The organism is Aquimarina latercula DSM 2041, assembly GCF_000430645.1.
GTDB lineage: Bacteria > Bacteroidota > Bacteroidia > Flavobacteriales > Flavobacteriaceae > Aquimarina > Aquimarina latercula.
On sequence record NZ_KE387185.1, the window covers coordinates 740,773 to 761,381 of the forward strand.

The 20,609-nt window shown below is 33.0% G+C and carries 13 protein-coding genes; 5 read left to right on the forward strand and 8 right to left on the reverse strand.

Translation table 11 applies throughout. The features are described from left to right. Positions 1-239 precede the first annotated feature (239 nt). The 3 genes from H526_RS0121145 to tyrS all read left to right on the forward strand — a co-directional run bounded on the left by H526_RS0121145 (position 240) and on the right by tyrS (position 2,944). A complete protein-coding gene (locus H526_RS0121145) occupies positions 240-821 on the forward strand; it encodes an RNA polymerase sigma factor (protein WP_027394862.1) in 582 nt (193 codons plus the stop codon). A 4-nt stretch (positions 822-825) separates the two neighbouring features. Further along, entirely contained in the window at positions 826-1,572 is a 747-nt protein-coding gene (locus H526_RS0121150) for a tetratricopeptide repeat protein (RefSeq protein ID WP_027394863.1), read from the forward strand. Positions 1,573-1,648: 76 nt separating this feature from the next. After that, positions 1,649-2,944, forward strand: coding sequence for a tyrosine--tRNA ligase (gene tyrS / locus H526_RS0121155; protein ID WP_027394864.1), 1,296 nt, complete (start codon positions 1,649-1,651; stop codon positions 2,942-2,944). A 133-nt stretch (positions 2,945-3,077) separates the two neighbouring features. Here tyrS and H526_RS0121160 read toward each other — a convergent pair whose 3' ends face one another. The 3 genes from H526_RS0121160 to H526_RS0121170 form a co-directional block, all read right to left on the reverse strand. Beyond that, positions 3,078-3,527 carry a YHS domain-containing (seleno)protein gene (locus H526_RS0121160; protein ID WP_027394865.1) on the reverse strand — a complete coding sequence of 150 codons (450 nt, stop codon included), beginning with the start codon at positions 3,525-3,527 and terminating at the stop codon, positions 3,078-3,080. A 245-nt stretch (positions 3,528-3,772) separates the two neighbouring features. Further along, the gene (locus tag H526_RS0121165) at positions 3,773-4,753 is read right to left on the reverse strand and encodes a LuxE/PaaK family acyltransferase (RefSeq protein ID WP_027394866.1); all 981 of its coding nucleotides are present in this window, start codon (positions 4,751-4,753) and stop codon (positions 3,773-3,775) included. A gap of 126 nt (positions 4,754-4,879) precedes the next feature. Continuing rightward, positions 4,880-5,209, reverse strand: a complete 330-nt coding sequence (locus H526_RS0121170; protein WP_027394867.1) for a T9SS type A sorting domain-containing protein — start codon at positions 5,207-5,209, stop codon at positions 4,880-4,882. A gap of 303 nt (positions 5,210-5,512) precedes the next feature. Here H526_RS0121170 and H526_RS0121175 point away from each other — a divergent pair, with 303 nt between their 5' ends. After that, positions 5,513-6,919, forward strand: coding sequence for an MATE family efflux transporter (locus H526_RS0121175; RefSeq protein ID WP_027394868.1), 1,407 nt, complete (start codon positions 5,513-5,515; stop codon positions 6,917-6,919). A gap of 75 nt (positions 6,920-6,994) precedes the next feature. Here H526_RS0121175 and H526_RS0121180 read toward each other — a convergent pair whose 3' ends face one another. From H526_RS0121180 to H526_RS0121200, 5 genes are all read right to left on the reverse strand, one after another. Further along, positions 6,995-8,914 carry a beta strand repeat-containing protein gene (locus H526_RS0121180; protein WP_027394869.1) on the reverse strand — a complete coding sequence of 640 codons (1,920 nt, stop codon included), beginning with the start codon at positions 8,912-8,914 and terminating at the stop codon, positions 6,995-6,997. A gap of 26 nt (positions 8,915-8,940) precedes the next feature. Next, complete coding sequence (locus tag H526_RS0121185) at positions 8,941-11,790, reverse strand: TonB-dependent receptor (RefSeq protein WP_027394870.1); 2,850 nt, start codon at positions 11,788-11,790, stop codon at positions 8,941-8,943. Between the two features lie 1,013 nt (positions 11,791-12,803). Continuing rightward, positions 12,804-13,967 carry a hypothetical protein gene (locus tag H526_RS0121190; protein WP_027394871.1) on the reverse strand — a complete coding sequence of 388 codons (1,164 nt, stop codon included), beginning with the start codon at positions 13,965-13,967 and terminating at the stop codon, positions 12,804-12,806. Between the two features lie 44 nt (positions 13,968-14,011). Further along, on the reverse strand, positions 14,012-16,867 hold the full coding sequence (locus H526_RS0121195; RefSeq protein WP_027394872.1) for a TonB-dependent receptor: 2,856 nt from the start codon (positions 16,865-16,867) through the stop codon (positions 14,012-14,014). Between the two features lie 382 nt (positions 16,868-17,249). Beyond that, entirely contained in the window at positions 17,250-17,609 is a 360-nt protein-coding gene (locus H526_RS0121200; protein WP_027394873.1) for a toxin-antitoxin system YwqK family antitoxin, read from the reverse strand. Between the two features lie 517 nt (positions 17,610-18,126). Here H526_RS0121200 and H526_RS0121205 point away from each other — a divergent pair. Beyond that, positions 18,127-20,514 (forward strand): inorganic phosphate transporter, encoded by a 2,388-nt coding sequence (locus H526_RS0121205; RefSeq protein WP_027394874.1) that lies wholly within the window; start codon positions 18,127-18,129, stop codon positions 20,512-20,514. Positions 20,515-20,609 lie beyond the last annotated feature (95 nt).

Genomic DNA, 20,609 nt, shown 5'->3' on the forward strand with positions numbered 1-20,609 from the left:
TACAAGATAGGCAAATGGTGATTAACTTATTCCACCTCTTTATATAATAACTGATTATTTTAAGTTAAGAAAAGAGGATGTTTTTGAAAATTGTCTTAAAATTGTTTTTTATAAGATTTCAATCAAAAATAGATAACGTTATCTATTTATTTATAGCATAGAAGGTAAAAATGTTACTTTTACTAATAAAATAAAATTTAAAATAAAGGTAACAGATTGCCGTTTGATGACATTAACCTATGAGTATTAATGAAGAACGAAAAATTTTAGAAGGAATTGCAGCAGGAGATGCTAAGGTTATTAAATCTTTCTATAAAGACAATTATAATTACATTAAAGGATATATCTTAAAGAATTCTGGAGATGATGTAGATGTAGAAGATGTATTCCAGGATGCGATGATAGTTATTTATCAGAAACTTAAATCAGGTACATTAGAGATGAATGTTTCGATACGAACGTATCTATATGCAGTATGTAAGAATATTTGGAGAAGTAGATTACGAAAGAAAAAGAAATTAATTGTAGATAATGATGCAATAGAAGCTAATGAAGAAATAGAAGCGTCTATAGCAGAGGACATAGAAAATAAGGAACGTGAGCATGTATACAGGAAATATTTTCTTAAATTAAGTGATAGTTGTAAAGAATTACTAAATCTAGTTTTTGATGGAAATAGTATGAAGGAGATCGCAAATATCACAGGGTATTCTGATGGATATACAAGAAAGAAAAAATTTGAATGTAAAAAATCACTTCTTGAAAAAATCGAAAAGGATCCCATGTATAAGGAGTTAAAAATAACTTCGTTAAAAGAATAATGGTATGGAAAGGACTCAGGAATTATTTGAAAAAATAGAAAGATATTTAGATAAAACATTATCCGAACAAGAAGCAATTGCTTTTGAAACGGAAATGGCTACTAATCCAGAACTTAAACATGAAGTAGAGAAACACGAAGAATTGCACAAAGTTTTAAGTGATACAGATGTGTTGGATTTTAAAAAGAAATTACAAAAAATTGGAGAAGAAGTAAAAAATGAAAAATTAGAAGATACTAAAACATCATTTTTCCCATATTTAAAAATTGCGGCTTCTATAGTTGTGATTATTGGTGCTGGAACATTATTATGGAATACTTTTAATTCATCTAATGATTTTTCTAATTTATATGGATCTTATTATGAATTATATCCAGTAGAAGATGCTACAAGGGGAAATGCTCTAGCACAATTGGATATTATTATGAAGAATTATGCTCAAGGTAATCATGATGTGGTGGTAGAGAAGTTTGAAGAGAACACTTCCTTAGTTACTTCAGAACAATTAGAACTTTATCTAGGAAATAGTTATCTCCATATGGGAAAAGAAAAAGAAGCGCTATTACAATTTGAAAAAATAAAAGAGGAAAGTAAATATCACGAAGGTGCTAGTTGGTATCGAGCTCTTACTTATCTTAAGTTAGGAAAAACAGATACTTCTATAGAAATCTTGAATGAAATTATCAAATTTAATGGAATTTACAAAGAGAAAGCAATACAACTGAAAGGAGATTTAGAATCGTTGTATTAGAAATGATTTCTTAATTATTCATAGTAGTATATAATCCATATTTCTATCTTTGCCGGATAAATTGAATACTACTAAAATGGCCGTAAACTTTATAGAAGAACTACGCTGGAGAGGAATGTTGCATGATGCCATGCCTGGAACAGAAGAATACCTAATGGAACAGATGAGAGCTGCATATGTTGGGTTTGATCCCACTGCAGATTCTTTGCATATTGGGAATTTAGTTCCAATTATGTTGTTAGCACACTATCAACGAGCGGGTCATAAACCATTTGCTTTAGTTGGAGGTGCTACTGGAATGATCGGAGATCCATCTGGTAAATCTGCAGAGCGTAATCTCTTAGACGAAAAAACATTACGCCATAATCAAGAGTCAATAAAAGGACAGCTAGCTCAGTTTCTAGATTTTGAAAGCGATGCCGCTAATGCTGCAGTTTTAGTAAATAACTATGATTGGATGAAAGACTTTTCATTCCTTGACTTTATTAGGGATGTAGGTAAACATATCACGGTAAACTACATGATGGCTAAGGATTCTGTAAAGAATAGAATTTCTTCGGAGTCTTCTGATGGAATGTCTTTTACAGAATTTACATATCAATTGGTACAAGGATATGATTTTTTACATTTGTATAAAGAACATGATTGTACACTACAGATGGGAGGTAGCGATCAATGGGGTAATATCACTACAGGTACCGAATTAATTAGACGTATCGGTAGTGGAAAAGGATATGCTTTGACCTGTCCATTAATTACAAAATCGGATGGATCTAAATTTGGTAAATCTGAAGGAGGAAATGTTTGGTTAGATGCTAAAAGGACATCTCCTTATAAGTTTTACCAATATTGGCTAAATACCAGTGATGAGGATGCAGAGAAGTACATTAAAATTTTTACATTTTTGACTAAAGATGAAATTGAAAATTTGGTTACTGAACATGCCGAAGCACCACACCAAAGAATTCTTCAGAAGAAATTAGCTGACGAAATTACAATTATGGTGCATTCTCAGGAAGATCTTGATAATGCTATTAAAGCTTCTAATATTTTATTTGGAAGATCTACTTCTGAAGATTTAAAAGGGTTAGATGAAGCCACATTTCTAGACGTTTTTGAAGGAGTTCCACAAGCTGAAATTTCTAAGAGTATGATTGCTGATGGATTGGATGTAATTGGTGCGCTAGCTGAGCATACGGGTTTTTTGAAATCTAATGGAGAAGCTAGAAGAGCGCTTAAGGAGAACTCTATTTCCGTAAATAAAGAAAAAATCAAAGAAGGGTATTCAATAGCTACTGAAGATCTCATTAATGATCAATTTGTATTATTACAAAGAGGAAAGAAAAACTATTTTGTGATTAGAGCAGTATAAGCTTTTTGAACTCATATTAAATAACATAAAAAACAAAGCCTACCAGAATTTCTTCTTAGTAGGCTTTGTCAACTAACCAATCAATTATTGAAAAAAACTTAGCGTTCTATATTGTTTATCGAAACTTATTCGATTATTTTTTCGTTTTTATTTTTTGCCAATTCACATCGGCTTTTTCTTTTAATACCACAGCACCTTCTTCATTCCATTTTGTCAATGTATTTATTCCCCAAGAATTGTAGAATAAGTACAGTTTACCATCTCTAATTTCATATGTTTCAGGATCAATGTCTACTTTTTCTGCTTTTGCTCCAACCGCATAAGCGCAGTATCCTCCGTATTGTGGGATAAACTTTTCTGGATTGCTTTTAAATTTCTCCAGATTAGATTGACTTACAAATTTATATTTTGCATTATCATAGGTTGCCGTATATCTACTATCACCCTTTGTCGCTTTATTATTAAAGTATTCGGTAACATCATATCCTTCGGCTACAAATCCCTTTTTTACATTATAATCAACTTGCTGTGCTGAGACCGTTGTAGCTAATCCTAAAAACAATAAGACTATGAACTTTTTCATTTTATGCAATGTTTTTTTGTTGTTACATCCATTCAGTCGTTAAAAAAACAGAACATTACAATTTTAACATAATTATAAGTTTTTTTAGTATAGTTGAATACAAGTTCTATGTATTCTCAATCTAAAATTTCTTTCACTTATAAATACGTTTCATAAAAGTGAAAGTTGCATAAAAAACAAAAGTTTTTTAAAATTTGTTCTTTGTGATTTTTTAAGTAAATAGATGATCTATAAAAGAAACCAGGTTATAGCGCCATTAAGTTGCAACCTCTAATATCACTGTTGTCAAATCGACCGAGAATTTCGAAACTTCCGTCATCATAGGTTTTTCCGAGGTCTTGTGTAGCAATAAACGAACATGAATTTATGTTTGCCAAGTCAATAATATTAATTCCTCCTGTTTTATTCGTTTCTAGGGGAGTAAGTGCGTCCTCAGGATCTCGTGTAGAAATGTTCATCCATGGTGGACAATGAAAAAGACCATCACCTTTAGAATATGCTTGAGATAATAACTCTGTCATGCCGTATTCACTATGGATTTTAGAAATACCAAATCCTTTTTTTAGAATTTGATGCAGTTCTTCACGAATGATCTCTTTTCGTCGACCTTTCATTCCTCCCGTTTCCATAACAATAGTATTCTCATTAAGTTGAATATCGTTACTTTCGATAAGATCTAATAAAGCAAAAGAAACACCAATCAATATAATTTTTTTATGTTCTTTAGTAAGTTCTTTAAGGGTCGTGATAAGCTTTTTAGTTTCATCAAGGTAAAAACCACTATTCGTTTGTTTACTGTCCTTAATTAATTTATCCGCCATATATACTAGAGAGGAACCTTCGCGTTCTAGATATGATGGTAATAGTGCCAATATTGTATAATCTGTTATATCTCCATAAAAGTGTTTGAACCCTTTAGAGAAGCTGTTTTCATAAATACCTAAATTGGTTACATAGTGTTTACTTGTAATACTACCAGTTGTTCCACTACTAGTAAAAACTTGTTGAACGTTAGAAGGTGAGCTAGTAATTTTTTCTTGTTTAAAAAACTCTACAGGTAGGAATGGGATTTCTTTACTTGTAGTAACAGCGCTTTTGGTAATTCCAAGAAGATTACAAAAACGTTGGTATACCTGACAATTAATATATTGATGTTGAAATACTCTTATCGCCATTTTTTCAAAATCTTCATTATTTTGAATCGTAAAAATTGTCTCAGAGAGCATATAGGCGTATGGAGGTTATTTTAAAACAAAGGTATAAAAAAACACACTACATAAAATAGCGTGTTTGTATGTTATAAAAACTGACTTTATTAAATATTTTTATTATTATTAATAAAATATCACCAATTATTGTCTAATTAATTTTTTAGAAAAATCTTCTTCTCCGATCTTAATTTTTAAAACATAAACACCAGGAGGGAGCGATGAAATATCTAACTGCTCTTTAGTTGTGATTACTTTAAATAATACGGTTCTACCTAAAACACTATAAACCCTACAAGTCATTGATTTCCCAGATTTAGAAGTAATATTAAGAATATTACCAGAAACCGGATTTGGAAATACTTGAACTTCTTCTTGATCGTCTGTTTTTATAGTGGATTGTGCACTAACTCCTTTAGAAAAGGAGAGTACAAAAAGGCCAGTAAGTATGAGTAGTAAGTAGATTTTTTTCATAAAACTTTATTTTGGGACTATAAAAGTACAATATTTTATTAATAATTGAGTTAGGGTTGTCGTTTTTAAATGTTAAATCTCTACAAAAAAACCATTTTATTTTCATAATTACGGTTTTACCATTTTTAAATCCTTGTTTTGATTTTTGTAGTTTCATAAAAAAAGTAGATATTTGTTTATTATGAAGTTATAAAGAATTAGGTACGTCTTTTTGGAAATATCGGTATCGATATTATATAGCTAGAGAAATCTTCTTTAGCCAGTTTCCATTTATATCTTTTTTTCAACGTAATTCTTTTATTCATGACACAAAATAAACTTACTCCCACCAAACTGTTCTCATATTTTAAACTAGCCGTTAGCGGCAAAGAACAACAATTTACGTCCGGAAGTATCCGTAAGGCGGTTTTTATGCTTGCAATTCCTATGATCTTAGAGATGATGATGGAATCTATTTTTGCTTTAGTTGATGCATACTGGGTTTCTAACTTAGGTGCAAATGCAATTGCTACTGTAGGTTTAACAGAATCCGTGATTACTTTAATTTATGCAGTGGCAATTGGACTCAGTATGGGTGTTACAGCTATCGTTGCTCGAAGAGTGGGAGAAAAGGATATTGAAGGAGCTTCACAAGCGGCAGTTCAATCTATCTTTTTAGGAATTTCTGTAGCGGTAATTATTAGTATAATAGGGATACTTTATCCGAAAGAAATTTTAGCTCTTATGGGTGCTGAGGCAGATTTAATAGCTGATGGATATGGGTATACTCAGGTTTTATTAGGAGGAAATATAACAATTATGTTATTGTTTTTGATTAATGCGGTTTTCCGAGGAGCAGGAGATGCTTCTGTTGCTATGAAAGTTCTAATAGTTTCTAATTTGTTAAATATTATTCTGGACCCACTTTTTATTTTTGGTTTTGGACCAATACCAAGTTTTGGTGTGCAGGGAGCTGCTATTGCAACAACAATTGGTAGAGGTAGTGCAGTATTATTACAACTTGCAATTCTTTTCTTTGGGTGGAGTAAAATTAAAGTAACTTTTAAGGATATTGTTCTTAGATCGAAAGTGATGATTAATTTAATTAAGGTGTCTCTTGGCGGGATTGGTCAGTTCATTATAGGTACTTCTAGTTGGGTATTTTTAATGCGCATTATGGCGGAGTTTGGGAGCGAGGTACTTGCAGGGTATACTATTGCAATCAGAGTATTGATGTTTACATTAATGCCATCATGGGGAATGAGTAATGCGGCTGCAACATTAGTAGGGCAAAATCTAGGAGCGGCTAAGCCAGATCGAGCAGAACAATCAGTATGGAAAACTGGGAAATACAATGCTTATTTTATGATTGTTGTATCTGTACTATATTTAATTTTTGCAGAGGTAATTATCAAAATTTTTAGCAGTGAGCCTGAAGTGGTAAAATATGGAGCTTTAAGTTTACGAGTAATTGCAGCAGGTTATGTGTTTTATGCATATGGTATGGTGATTATTCAATCTTTTAATGGAGCAGGAGATACCAAAACACCAACTATTATTAATTTCTTTTGCTTTTGGGTGTTTCAATTACCATTCGCCTATTTAGCTGCAATAGTATTGGATTGGGGAGCTATGGGAGTTTTCTTAGCAATTACATTTGCAGAAGTGTTAATTGCTGTTGTTGGAATTATATGGTTTAGGAAGGGCACTTGGAAATCAGTAAAAGTATAAACAAAAAACACCCTCAAATTTGAGGGTGTTTTCTATATAAGATGAGATTTTATCTCTTTCTTTTATAATTTAGTTCTATAAAGAAGTTGCCCAAGCAAAATCAGCTGCTACTGTCGTAGAAGTACTATATGTTGTAGCTTCTGCTGCATCAGCACCATCAGCTTGTAGGTTAGAAGCTGGCGCGCTATCTCTAAAATCAAACTGAGTATCAAATCCAGTTAATGAAAGACCAGTAATAGTTGCTCCAGAGTTGTTTTTGATTTGTATCCCTGTTCCTCCCATTGTAGAAACTGCAGTAAAGTTAACCAGTGTTGGGTTGTTATTTACACCATCAGCTTCGATGGCAGTAGAGAAATCAGCGATGGTGATGTTTACGAATGTGTTCGTAAGTGTACCGTTCCATCCTTCAGTCCAGTCTACAGCATCATCTTCAAGATTTTCTGCATAGAAATTAGTCATGTTTACAGTTCCTCCGAAGAATTCAACTCCGTCATCAGAACCTCCGATAACAGCAACGTTAGTAATTGTAGTTCCACTACCTACTGCATAAAGAGTTAAACCATTGAACTGAGAATCAGCATTGATCTGAGCACCTGTATTTTTAAGAACTAAGTAATTAATAGTACCAGAATTATCTGTATCGTTAGTACCACCATAAACAAGACCACCTACTTCAGCAATAGCGTTTACTCCTTCAGTAGTAGTAGCGTCACCACAAATAAGCAATCCACCCCAAGCTTGACCGTCATTTGACTCCATTACTACTGGATCAGCCATTGTTCCCTGGATATCTATAGAAGCTCCTTTTAATACAGCTAAGTAGTTTGCAGTTCCAGACTCAGAAGTAATTGTAGTTCCAGCTGGAATTGTTAAAGTAGCACCATTACTTACTAAAACAGGTCCACTTATTTCGTATGCTACAGAAGCATCAAGCGTAAGATCGCTAGAAATAGTAGCAGGAAGTACATTACCAGAACCAGTTCCTGCATCAATTACCCAAGCAAATAAACTAGCGTTTGTAGAAGATGTACTAAATACAGCGTCATCAGCAGTATCTGCATCAGCTCCGTCAATTTGTAAGTTAGAAGCTGGAGCGCTATCTCTAAAATCGAAAGATGTATCAAATCCAGTTAAAGTTAAACCGTTGATAGTAGCACCAGAATCATTTTTGATTTGGATTGCGGTTCCTCCAGTAGAAGAGATTGCAGTAAAATTAATAAGTGTTGGGTTATTATTTGCACCGTCTGCTTCGATAGCAGTGGAGAAATTTGAGATAGTGTTTAGAACATATCCGTTAGTAAGTGTTCCATTCCAACCTTCTGTCCAGTCTACAGCATCATCTTCATTGTTTTGTAAGTATAAGTTATTTACATTTACGGTTCCTCCAAAAAATTCAACACCATCATCCGTACCATTGATGATACCTACGTTGTCGATAGTAGTTCCAGAACCTACAGCATATAATGTAAGGCCATTGAATTGTGAAGTTGTAGTAATTTGTGCACCAGCATCTCTAATGATTAAATAATCGATATTACCAGAACTATCAGTGTCATTATTTCCTCCATAAATAAGACCTCCAACTTCCGCTATTGCATCTGCTCCTTCTGTAGTCGTAGCATCACCACAGATTAATAAACCACCCCAAGCTCCTGCTGTACCATTAGAACGCATAATTACTGGATTAGCTGCTGTTCCTTGAACATCAATATCAGCTCCTTTCAATATTGCCAGATAATTATCTACTCCTGGTTCTGATACGATTTCAGTACCTGCAGGTATAGTAAGAGTAACTCCTGATGCAACAGTTACAGTTCCTGTAATTGAATATTCAATACTAGCGTCTAATGTGCGATCTTCACTGATAAGGCCATTTAGGATAGAATCATCAGTTGGAATTATTGGTCCACCATTGTCATCATCACTACCACAGGAAACTGAAAGTAATCCTGTGATTAGTGCAAAGCTTAATAATTTACTTAACGTTTTCATCATTGTTTATATTTAATTAAAATAAAGTTTTAAAATTTATAACTAACACTTAAAGAAGTGTTTACTCCTGTAGAATATGATAAGATGGTATCTTCAAATTGATCCCCACTTACAACTTCCTGAATAAATTGTGTTCTTTCTATTGTAGGATTTAATAAGTTTTTAGCAGTTAATCCAATGCTCCAATTGTCATTTATCTGTTTGTTAGCGATAAAGTCTAACGTAACAAACCCTTTTTCTATAATTTCACCATTGAAGAAAACATCTGGTTGCTGTTGGTTTCTAGGAGCTCCTAAAGCAAAAATCTTATCCGATGTATAGTTTCCTGTAAGTGTAAGTTCATATGGGAATTCTTCACCAGAGTTAAAAGTTAAGGATAGGTTAGAGATCCAATCAGAAGCTCCTTCTAATCCAATTTCCGTTCTGTTCCCATACTTAAAGGTCTGTTCAAGAGTTCCGTCTTCTCTAATAACATCTTTTAAATCCTGCACGTGATCTAAATAAGATATGTTTCCACTAAGTCTTAAATTAGGATTTGATTCTCGTTTCTTAATTATATATACTCTTCCTTCTAGTTCGAATCCTAAAATACGAGCTCTATCACCTGTATTGAAGTAAGAGAAAATATCCTCTCCTCCTCTTTGTAATCCACGGTTTATAGGGTCTTCTATTCTCTTATAGAAGGCACTGAAGGATATTAACTCATCATTTTCTGGAAAAAATTCTACTTTAAAATCTACGTTATAGTTCTGAGATCTTTCTACATTAGGATTTCCTTGAAATACCTGACCAACTTGAGATACGTACTGGAAAGGTGCAATTTCTTTAAATTCAGGTAATGTTTGTCCTAAACTTCCTGAAAGACGTAATGCTAATTTTTCGTTTACGGAATACTTTAAGTTCAAGTATGGGTAGAAATTATCGTATTCTTTATTTGAAGATCCAATTCTTGCTTGTCCTGTAAGAGGGTTTACAAAGTTTCCTACATCAAAGTTAACATCGATTTCATCTTTCTGATAACGAACACCAACTTGTGCTGTGAACTTGTTAAATGTTCCTGTAAAGTTTGCGTTTCCAGAGTAAGAAAGAAGTTCTGCGTCATAAGTATCTATTGGCTGCGTATTAAGTTGTAGTGCACCAGTGTCAAAATTTTGTTGAGTGAAGATATCACCTAAAGCATCTATTGATGTAGGGTTGATTTCTACATTACCTTCTTCAACTCCGAAAAATTGAGATAAGAAATCTCTGGTTTTATTTCTAAAATCTCCACCTACATTTAAGACAAAAATGTCTTCTTCATCCTCATTTTGCTTAAGAACCCATTTATCAGAGATTCTAGCATTAATTTCTTGATCGGTAATTTCTTGAACAGATTTTCTTTGCTGAAACCCTCCGGTAAATCCAAGTTCTATAATCCCATCTTCGTTCTCAGGTGTATTTGGGTTGTCATTAAGAATATTTACCTCATTACGAATTCTATTAGGTTCATTAGCTACTAAATAATTAAATCCCGCTGCCCATTCTAAGTTATTCTTTTCAGAAAGTCTATGTTCTCCAATAAGCTGCGTTGCGGAAAGAAAAGTATTCTTTATATTTTGATCTCTAAGAAACTGAGATCCTTCTTCAATATTATCTAGTTCTTCGAAAAACTCTGTAGTACGTTCACGCCCAGCTTCTAAGGTTTCTTCAAAAACTTTGTTAATGACAAAACTGTTAAAAGATAGTTTATGATCATCACTAATCTTATATTGACTGTGTAACATTGCTGTGGAGTTAACAGTACGTAACCAACGTCTTAAATCATCTTCTGGTACGATATCTCTTAAGTTCCCTTGATCATATTCTCTAAACAAACCTTCTCTATATTCGTGATCAACGGATTGACCTCCACTGAAATAAAGTTTAAGATTTCTAGCTTCACCTAATATTCCTCCAATATTAAATCCAAATCCATAGTTAATAGGTGCAGTTGCTTCTGTTGTGTTCCAAGACTGTTGGGTTAAAGCGTTTACAAGATTATTAGCTTCAAATTCACGGCTATATATTCCTAAAGAAATATCATTGTTATTAGCTGTTGTCTTAAAATTGCTAAAAATATCACTATCTGCAGCATTCGAATTGACTCCTGCACTAACACTTACACCAATATCTTTGGTTTTTGTAACTTGTTTAGAAACGATGTCGATATTTCCAGAAGCAAGATCCGCCGAATTAGAAGGAGCAAAGGTTTTACTTATGGAAACATTTCCAATAAATCTTGTTGGGAATAATTCTAAGTCTATATTTTTTTTGTCGATATTGTCGGAAGGTATCGGTAATCCATTAAGAGTAGTGCTTAGATAACGATCACCTAAACCACGTACATAAATATCTCCAGATCCTTCTGCTTTAGATACACCAGATATTTTGGTGGTAGCTGCGGAGGCGTTAGATACTCCAAGTCGTGTTAGTTGTTCTGCTCCTATACTCTCTTTTATTTGAACTGCATTTTTTTGTTCTAATAATAAAGCTTCTTCTCTTTCTCTACTTGTTTGCACTTTTATCACGACTTCTTCAAGCGCTGCTGCAGTAGCGCCAAGAGCAGTGTCAATTACAGTTACCTTATTAGGCTCTATAACTACATCAGGAATACGTAACGTTTCATATCCTGTAAAACTAAATTCTAAGGTGTATGTTCCTGGAGTGATGTTAGTGATTTCATATTTTCCATCAAAATCCGAGGATGTACCTTGAGTTGTACCTACAATAACAATATTGGCAAATGGTAATGGTTGGTTGTTTACTTCTTTATCTAGAAGTGTTCCGGCAATGGATCCGGTTTCTTGTGCAAAATTTAATCCAAGATAAAACAGTGCGATAACTGTGAAAAATTTTCTCATTTCGTGTCCTTAAAAAATCTGATACAAATAAATACGGTTTTACAGTAAGAAATCTTATCCTACTATTATCCTTAGTTTAAGGGATTGTAATTTGGTATAAATGAGAGAAAAGTTGTTTTTAGTACTCTTTTTTGTTTTGTTTTACCGATTAAATATTAAAAATAAAATACTAATAATCAAGTAGTTAAAATATATTTCGCTTTACCTGCTAAAATTGATTTTGTTTTTTGAAAATCACAGGAGCAGATTACGTTAATTTGTATAAAACTTTACAAAAAGATTATCTTAGTGTTAAATGGGGGCTATTTTAGATTTTTGGGTTAACAATCAGATAAACTCGTGCTAACTATACTTAATATATTTTTGTATTTTTTTAGGAATTACCTTAAAATTCTCTTGCATTTATAATAGTCTTATTTGTAAACTCTTAAAAAAGCTTCTTTTTAAGAGTCTAATAAAAAAAGAGAAGGCTGAAGAGAAACATTATTGTTGTTGGACAATAATGATCTTCCAGCCTTCTACGAACACGTATCTTTATATCAATCGAATATCTTCTGATTCTTAAAGAAACTGAACTGATAATTTTGTATTTGTTTAAATATTTTTTTGGGATAAAATCTGAAAGCAAATTACAGGAGTTTAGCTGTGATTTGTTTTAACTTATTATTATTCTTGAATTAAGGAAGTGTAACTTTTACCGAAAAGTAATAGATAGGTTTGATTTAGGTTTTTAGCACTGTGATTTGTTTTTTTTAGATTGCATCGAGAATTAATTGTTTGTTTTTCAGTAGGTTTTGTTGCGTTTACTGGTTTTGAGCGTGTTTATTATGATATTTTAATAATAGACTTTTTTATTTTTAATTATTAAAAAAGTATTATCTCAACGTTAAATGGTATTAAACTTTCAGAAGTGCTTTACAGTTATTTAAAATAAGATCTCGTAAAAAAAAGCATCTTGAAAATCTTCAAGATGCTTTTAAATAGCTTATAATTAGCTGAATTCTTATTTCGAATTAGTTACGAGTCCATCCAGAATTCCATGAGTTGTAATCTGCACCGGTTCCATTACCAACGCCAGTGATTACATCTGCTTCTCCAAAAGTGGCTCCAGTATCATTTTTAAGAGTAAGAGTAATATCATCAAAAGTGATATCTGTAACAGAAGTTTCATCACTTAATACACCGTTTCCAGTCTCGGTATCATCAAGGTCAAAACCTTCTGCAAAACCTTCTAATAACACATTGGTAAATACAGCTCTTGTTCCCGCACGTAATCTGATAGCTTCATTCTCATTAGAAGAACCAAGTCCATTAATGGTTAGGTTTGTAACTGTAGGAGCAGACCAAAATACAGGGTTAGAGTTGTTTCCGATATCTGTATTAAAACCATCACCTTCTATTCCTTTGTCATGAGATTGTCTGTGCTCGATATATACATTTGTTAAAGTTCCTGTAAATCCTTCAGTCCAGTCTACAGAATCATCCTGCGAACCTACAACAGATATGAATGAAGCGTTAACCGTTCCTCCAAAAAACTCTACTCCATCATCTGCTCCTTCAAAAGCTTGTATGTATTCTATCGTAGTTCCATTTCCTACTGCGTAGAATGAAAATCCATTATTTTCTGAAGCTGCATCCGCTGCACCACCAGAATATTCGATACGAACGTATCTAAGGATCCCTGAGTTGTCATCTACTACACTACCACCGTATGGTAATCCTCCAATTTCGGAAGTAGAAGTTGCATCTCCTCCAACAACGGAGTTTATAGGTGCTTTACCTAATAAGATTAAACCTCCCCAGTCTCCAGGATTAGGAGTTGAGGTAGCAGAAGTAAATACAATTGGGTTAGAAGAAGTTCCTTCTGCGTTGATTATTCCTCCTTGTAATACAGCGATGTATACATCAGATCCGGTTGCTGCACGTACAACTACACCAGGCTCTACAGTTAATGTAAAACCTTCAGGAACTATAAGTGCGCTAGTAAGCGAGTACTCAGTATTTGACTCAAGAGTAAGGTCTTCTGTAAGAGTACCTCCTATAACTTCACTCGTAGGATCAACTGGAGAACCATCACCATTGATGTTAATCGTTATGTCTGATGTATCGTCACTTGCACATGCTGCGAAAAGCATTGCAATGACAGTAATTTTTAAAAGAAATATGTTTGCTTTCATGATTTTTATTTTAATTAATTGTATTCGTGTTCGTTTTAATTGGGTTAAAATGTATATTTAAATTGTAATCCGATATTCACTCCTCTTTTATAACTAGACAGCGCAAATTCATCTATTGGATTGATTTCATTAGTTGCATTTCTACTAAATGGAATGCCTAAAGTGGTAAGTACATCTTCAGATATTGTAGCGTTTTCTCGAACTCTTTCAATCGTTGGGTTCAACAGGTTTTTAATACTAAGGTTAATTTCAAAGTTGTCACGTACTTTGTTTTTCCAGACGAAATCTAATGTCGGCACTCCCTTTTCAACTATGTTTCCTAATTGCCCTGCTCCTAATGCATCGATACGATCAGAAAAATAAGAAAACACAAGGTTTGCTACAGGCTTATAATCTCCAAAAGTTGGCGTATAACTTACATCAGCATTGATCAAAAATGGTGATGCACCTTGTAGTTGATCAGAATCTCTATTAAAATTGGTATTGAAGGTTCCTGAAACAGTTTTTAAATCTTGTTTTGTAGCCGTATACGTAACATTTAGACCTGCAGAAAGAAGACTTTCTTCTTCAGTGTTTACTAACAAAGCTTTGCGTGCTTCTAATTCAAGACCAAAAACTTCTGCTTTGTCACCTGTTCTAAAGAAACGTTGTGTTCCTGTAGCATCATTCGCAGATACTAAGTTTACAGGATCATTAATTTGTTTTGCAAAAGCAGCAATAGAAAATATCTGCCCTCTATTAAAGAACCATTCGTATTTTAAATCTAGATTGATAATAGAAGAGAATGCAGGATCATTTAATAGGTCTGGATTACCACCGATACGATCAGTTACATTTTCATATACAAATGGAGCAACCTCTTTAAATTCTGGATTAGAAACGGTTCTACTCACAGAAAAACGTAAATTTTGATCCTCGTTTAATGCATATTTTACATTTAAACTAGGTAATAAAAAAGTCTCTGTTGCCTCATTACGTCCAGGATTGTTAAATGCAAGGTTGATTACATCGTATTCAATGCTTTGTTTGAATGATTCTACACGCAATCCAGGAACAAATGTCCATTTTTCTCCGTATTTATAGATTGCATTAGCATATAAGGCGTGTATATCTAAGTTTCCAGTATAAGTGTTTTCTGGAAGTCCCGGAAGGTTTGTGTTTCCTAATCCGGCTGAAGGATCTAAAGCATTTATCACTACTGTGTTATAGGTAACACCCAGATTATCAATATTAAAAATTGAATTAAAATCATTAACATCAGTAACTTCTGTTCTCGGTTCAATAATACTTAATCCAAAACGTTGATTATCAAAATCACGTTGTTTTATACGTCCATTGTACCCAAAATTAAAGGACAAATTTTCTGATTGCTCGTACGCTACGTTTATACGACCGTTCCATTCTTGGTCTTCGATATTTTGAAAATAACGTTGGTTATCAAAATCTACGTTACGGAAAAGAACTGGGTTTGTAGTTGGATCATTATCTAATGCCAGGTCAAACTGCTCTAATGCAATACGCTTTCTATCTGGTTGACGAGCAAGAACACTGTTAAAACCAATTCCGTAATCTACTTTTATTTTTTCATTAATATTACTAACTCCAGATAGTTGATTCACATAAATCATGTCTTGTTCGAATTGAACATTTTGAGTAAAAAAACCAAAATCGTCAATATCTGCAATAGTATTTCTGTTAAATCCATTACCGTCGATTCCAAAACGACCTACTTCATCTGTTGCATCATTAATAAATAAAGAAGTAAACTTTATTCTATGATCTGGATTAATTCGATATACAATATTTGCCATTGCAGTAGTAGTACGGCTATATTCAAAGCTTTCAGCATCTCTAAATATTTGATTCTCTGCGGCAGTTACATTTGCCGCTTGTCCTCTTGCGTATTCATAACTACTTCCAAAAGAAGCGGTTCCAAAGATGCTTAGTTTTGATTCCTCACCAATTTCCCAGGATTTTCCTGCAGTTATGGATCCAGAAAGTCCAACCGGTCCTTCTGATGAAACTGGATCAATACCGTGAGATAGTACAACAGCAAATGGATCATTTTTATATCTATTGTAAAATCCAAAGAATCCCGTTCCTTCACTCTTAACGAACTTTTCTCCGATTGCAGCTGTGTTTATTGTATTACCTAGATCTACATTAATATATGCTTTTCCGACATGTTCTTTGGCAATAATATCTACATTACCTGCTGCAAAATCACCATAAAAATTAGCAGCATATGTTTTGCTTACACCGATATTTTGAATAACATCAGAAGAGAAAAGCCCAAGATCTATATTTTTCTTATCTACATTATTTGCTGGTAATGATAAACCATTAAATGTTGTGTTCAGGTATCTGTCTCCGAGACCTCTAACATAAACATTACCTCCACCTTCTTGTTTTGAGATTCCAGAAATTTTGGTAACAGCTCCAGCAGCGTTACTCACACCTTTGTTCGAAAGTTCCTGAGCTCCAATACTTTGTTTCTGAACTACGGCACCTTTTTGATCTAAAAGAAGTGCTTGCACACTTTCTTTTTTTCTACTAGTTGTCTTAATAACAACTTCATCTAAGGCTGCTGCACTAGCACCAATGGATGCGTTTACAGTAGTAGTTTCATTTGGTTTTACGATAACTTCTTTTTCAAGTGTTTCGTATCCAACAAAACTAAATTCTACAACGTATGTTCCAGGTTCTAAATTTTCGATAGTGTATAGACCATCAAAATCTGTAGTAGTACCTTTACTAGTTCCTTTGATTAAAACATTAGCAAAGGGTAATGGTTGACTGTTTGCTTCTTTATCAAGCAAAGTACCGGCTATAGAGCCAGTTTCCTGCGCACTAACTATTCCAACAACGAATAGTGCACAGAGAATAACAATATTTCTCATAACGTGTTCTAAATTCGGTGCAAATAACGTTAGCTATTGTTACCTGTGCGTTACTTGGAAATTAAATAAGAGTAATTATAGTGTTATGTAATTGTTACCTAAAAAGGATTAATAAGATTATTGTGATTAGTTTTTAGGAAAATGATTTTTGTATAAAGTGTTAATTTATAAGGTGTTTAGAGGTGATTTGTTTTTGTTTACCTAATTGTTAAGAAGCGTGCTATTTGTAGTTTATGTAAATTTATTTTTAAAAAATGAATTTTGAATTCTGTCTATAAACTTCGAAAAGGAAATGTTTTTTTTAGTTTTATTGAGATGTGTATAATAAAAAAACGCCCAGAATTTCTGAGCGTTTCATATTAATTATATTGGCAAATTTTAATTATTGTTCGTAATTAACAACAACGTCGCTTTTGTTAGACCAAGTTGTTACAGAAGCGATAGAGTTATCTGAATAATTTACTTCTGATAGTTTTTCACCTTTCCAAAAGAACCATTTTCCAGTTTTCACTCCATTATTATATTGTCCCATAGCGATTTTCTTTCCAGATACATCGTATGACTTCCATTCTCCGTGTAACTTTCCTTCTTTATTGTAAAATCCTTGTTGACGGATTTCACCATTGTCATAAAAGTAAGTTCCTTTTATTGAGTTTCCTTCTTTTTCGAAAGTAGGTTTCGCATCTTGAGCCATCATCACTCCAGAAAAAAGGATCGCAAATGTTAATAATAAATTCTTCATAATATATTTTTTAATTGGGGGATTCTTAATGATTACATTACAAATATAACACTAATTTTACTTTTAAGCAACATTTGCATAACATTAAGTTAACATTAAATCCATAAGTATTTGAAAAATAGCAAATTACAATGTAAACAATATTATATTTGTCAATATTCGAAGTTGTAAATTGAAAAAAATGAGTGGTTTAATTAAGTTATATGTATTGGGGATATATAAAGTTAAACTTCGATAAGGTCAATTTTTTGAAGTGTTGATTTCTATAAAGGTTTCTCAAAACTAGTATATAATAAGGCCTGAAAAAACATTGCTTTAAAACTGATTAAAGTTTTTAGTAAGAAGGTGTTTTTTAAAAGTTGATTTGCATAAATGATATTCGTCTTGAGATGATTATGATTTTAATCATAATCAGGATGCACATCATTTTTAGAATAGAGAAAAAAGATAACATTTCAATAACATACGACTAGATTATTAGTAACATTTTTGTGGTTTATAAGATTGTAAGAAAAATATGAACGACATTTATATTTTAATGATTGTTGCGCTAGCTATTTTAGCTATCGCTGATTTAGTGGTTGGGGTTAGTAACGATGCGGTTAATTTTTTAAATTCTGCGATAGGATCTAAGGCGATTTCTTTTAGAACTATTATGATTGTTGCTAGTATAGGAATAGCTGCAGGAGCAATATTTTCCAGTGGATTAATGGAGGTTGCTCGTAAAGGTATTTTTGTTCCTGGCGAGTTTTATTTTGATGAGATCATGATCATTTTTATGGCGGTTATGATTACCGATATCTTGCTATTGGATTTTTTCAATACTTTAGGTATGCCAACATCAACAACGGTTTCTATAGTATTTGAATTGTTAGGAGCTGCAGTTTGTGTAGCTTTGATTAAGATTGCTGCGGATGCCGATCTATCCTTCGGAGATTTAGGGGATTATATCAATACTAAAAAAGCAGGTGAAATTATTGCAGGGATTTTACTCTCAGTAGTGGTTGCATTTTCTATAGGAGCAATTGTTCAATATGTGTCCCGATTATTATTGTCTTTTAATTTTGCTAAAAAAGCAAAATGGGTAGGAGCATTGTTTGGAGGAATTGCATTAACGGCAATACTTTATTTTATTTTTATTAAAGGTATTAAAGGTACCAATTACGCTAAATTAGTAGTTGATACATTTTCTAATGACACCAAACTAGGGTTTTTAGAATGGGCTAACTTGTATTTTGAAAGTTCTTATGAGACGGTTAAGGAGTTAGCAAAAGCAAAGAAAGACTTGTTTCTCATAAATGCAGAAACTGGAACGATATCTACAACACTTAGAGGTTTTTTAGAAACTAATGTTTTGTCTATAGTAGTAGCTGGATTTGGATTATTATCCTTGATCTCTTATGTGTTTATGAGCTTTTTAAAAGTGAATATATATAAGTTGATTATAATAGTAGGAACTTTTGCGTTAGCGCTTGCTTTTGCAGGTAATGACTTGGTTAACTTTATAGGTGTTCCAATAGCTGCTTGGGAAGGGTATCAAATGTGGAGTTCCTCTGGAGTTCCAGCTACTGAGTTTTTGATGTCTTCATTAAGCGGTAAAGCAGAAACACCAACCTTACTTTTATTAGGAGCAGGACTTATTATGGTTTTAACACTTTGGTTTTCTTCGAAAGCAAAAAATGTTGTGAAGACTTCGATTGATTTATCGCGTCAAGGAGAAGGAGATGAGAAATTTAGTCCTAATTTTCTTTCAAGAGGTGTGGTTAGAGGAACGGTTTTTATTTCTGAAGTTATATCATCAATTACACCTGCTTCATTTAAGAAGTTTTCGGATAAACAGTTTGAACAAGTAGCGGCTCCTGTAGTTGCTAGAAAAGAAGATCTTCCGGCATTTGATATGGTAAGAGCTGCTGTAAATCTTATGGTCGCAGGAGTACTGATTTCTATAGCAACTTCTATGAAACTACCGCTGTCCACAACCTATGTAACATTTATGGTGGCAATGGGTACCTCATTAGCAGATAGAGCTTGGGGAACTGAAAGTGCCGTGTATCGTGTAGCAGGAGTGTTAAATGTAATTGGAGGTTGGTTTTTTACAGCAATCAGTGCATTTTTGGCAGCTGCATTAATAGCATTTTTGATCAACTTTAATCAGCCGATTATGACCGGTATTTTATTGTTGGTAGCAATTATACTTTTGGTAAGAAATACTATTAGATATCGCAATAAAACCAGAGCAGATAAAGCAGAAGATAGTCTTAAGAAATCAGAGAGTAGTTCTATCCAAGGAGTGATTGAAGAAAGTGCTGGTAATATTAAATCTTTTGTAAATAGAGGGAATAAAATTTATAGTAGTACCGTAGATAGTTTGGCAAAATATGATCTTGCATCTCTTAAAAAGAGTAGAAAAGGAATTGCTAAATTAGAAACTGAGGTCGAAGAATTAAGAGATAGTATTTTCTATTTTATTAAAAACCTTGATGAATCAAGTGTAGGAGCTAGTAGCTTTTATATTTCGATTCTAGGACATTTAGAGGACATCACTCAGTCTTTAGATTATATTTCTAAAAACAGTCATAAGCACGTGAATAATAATCACAAAAAACTACGATTTAACCAAATCAAGGATCTTAAAGAAATCGAGGATCAATTACAAGAGTTTTTTGTTAGTATCAAGAATATTTTCGATAGTAGAGAATTTAATGGTCTGAATAGTATTATTGAAGAAAAACAAGGATTGTTTACATTAGTAAATGATAAAATTAACAAACAAGTAGAACGAACAAGAACAGAAGAAAGTAGTCCTAAAAATACAACGCTCTATTTTGGACTTCTTATGGAGACGAAAGATCTTATAACGGCTACTATGAATTTGCTAACTACTTATAGAGATCATCAAGATTAATTATTGAATCAATTTTATTAAGTTAACTTAATGTTATGCTTATGAAATTTTTACGTTAGTTTATTGTTTCCTGGATAAATGTTTATCAATACTTC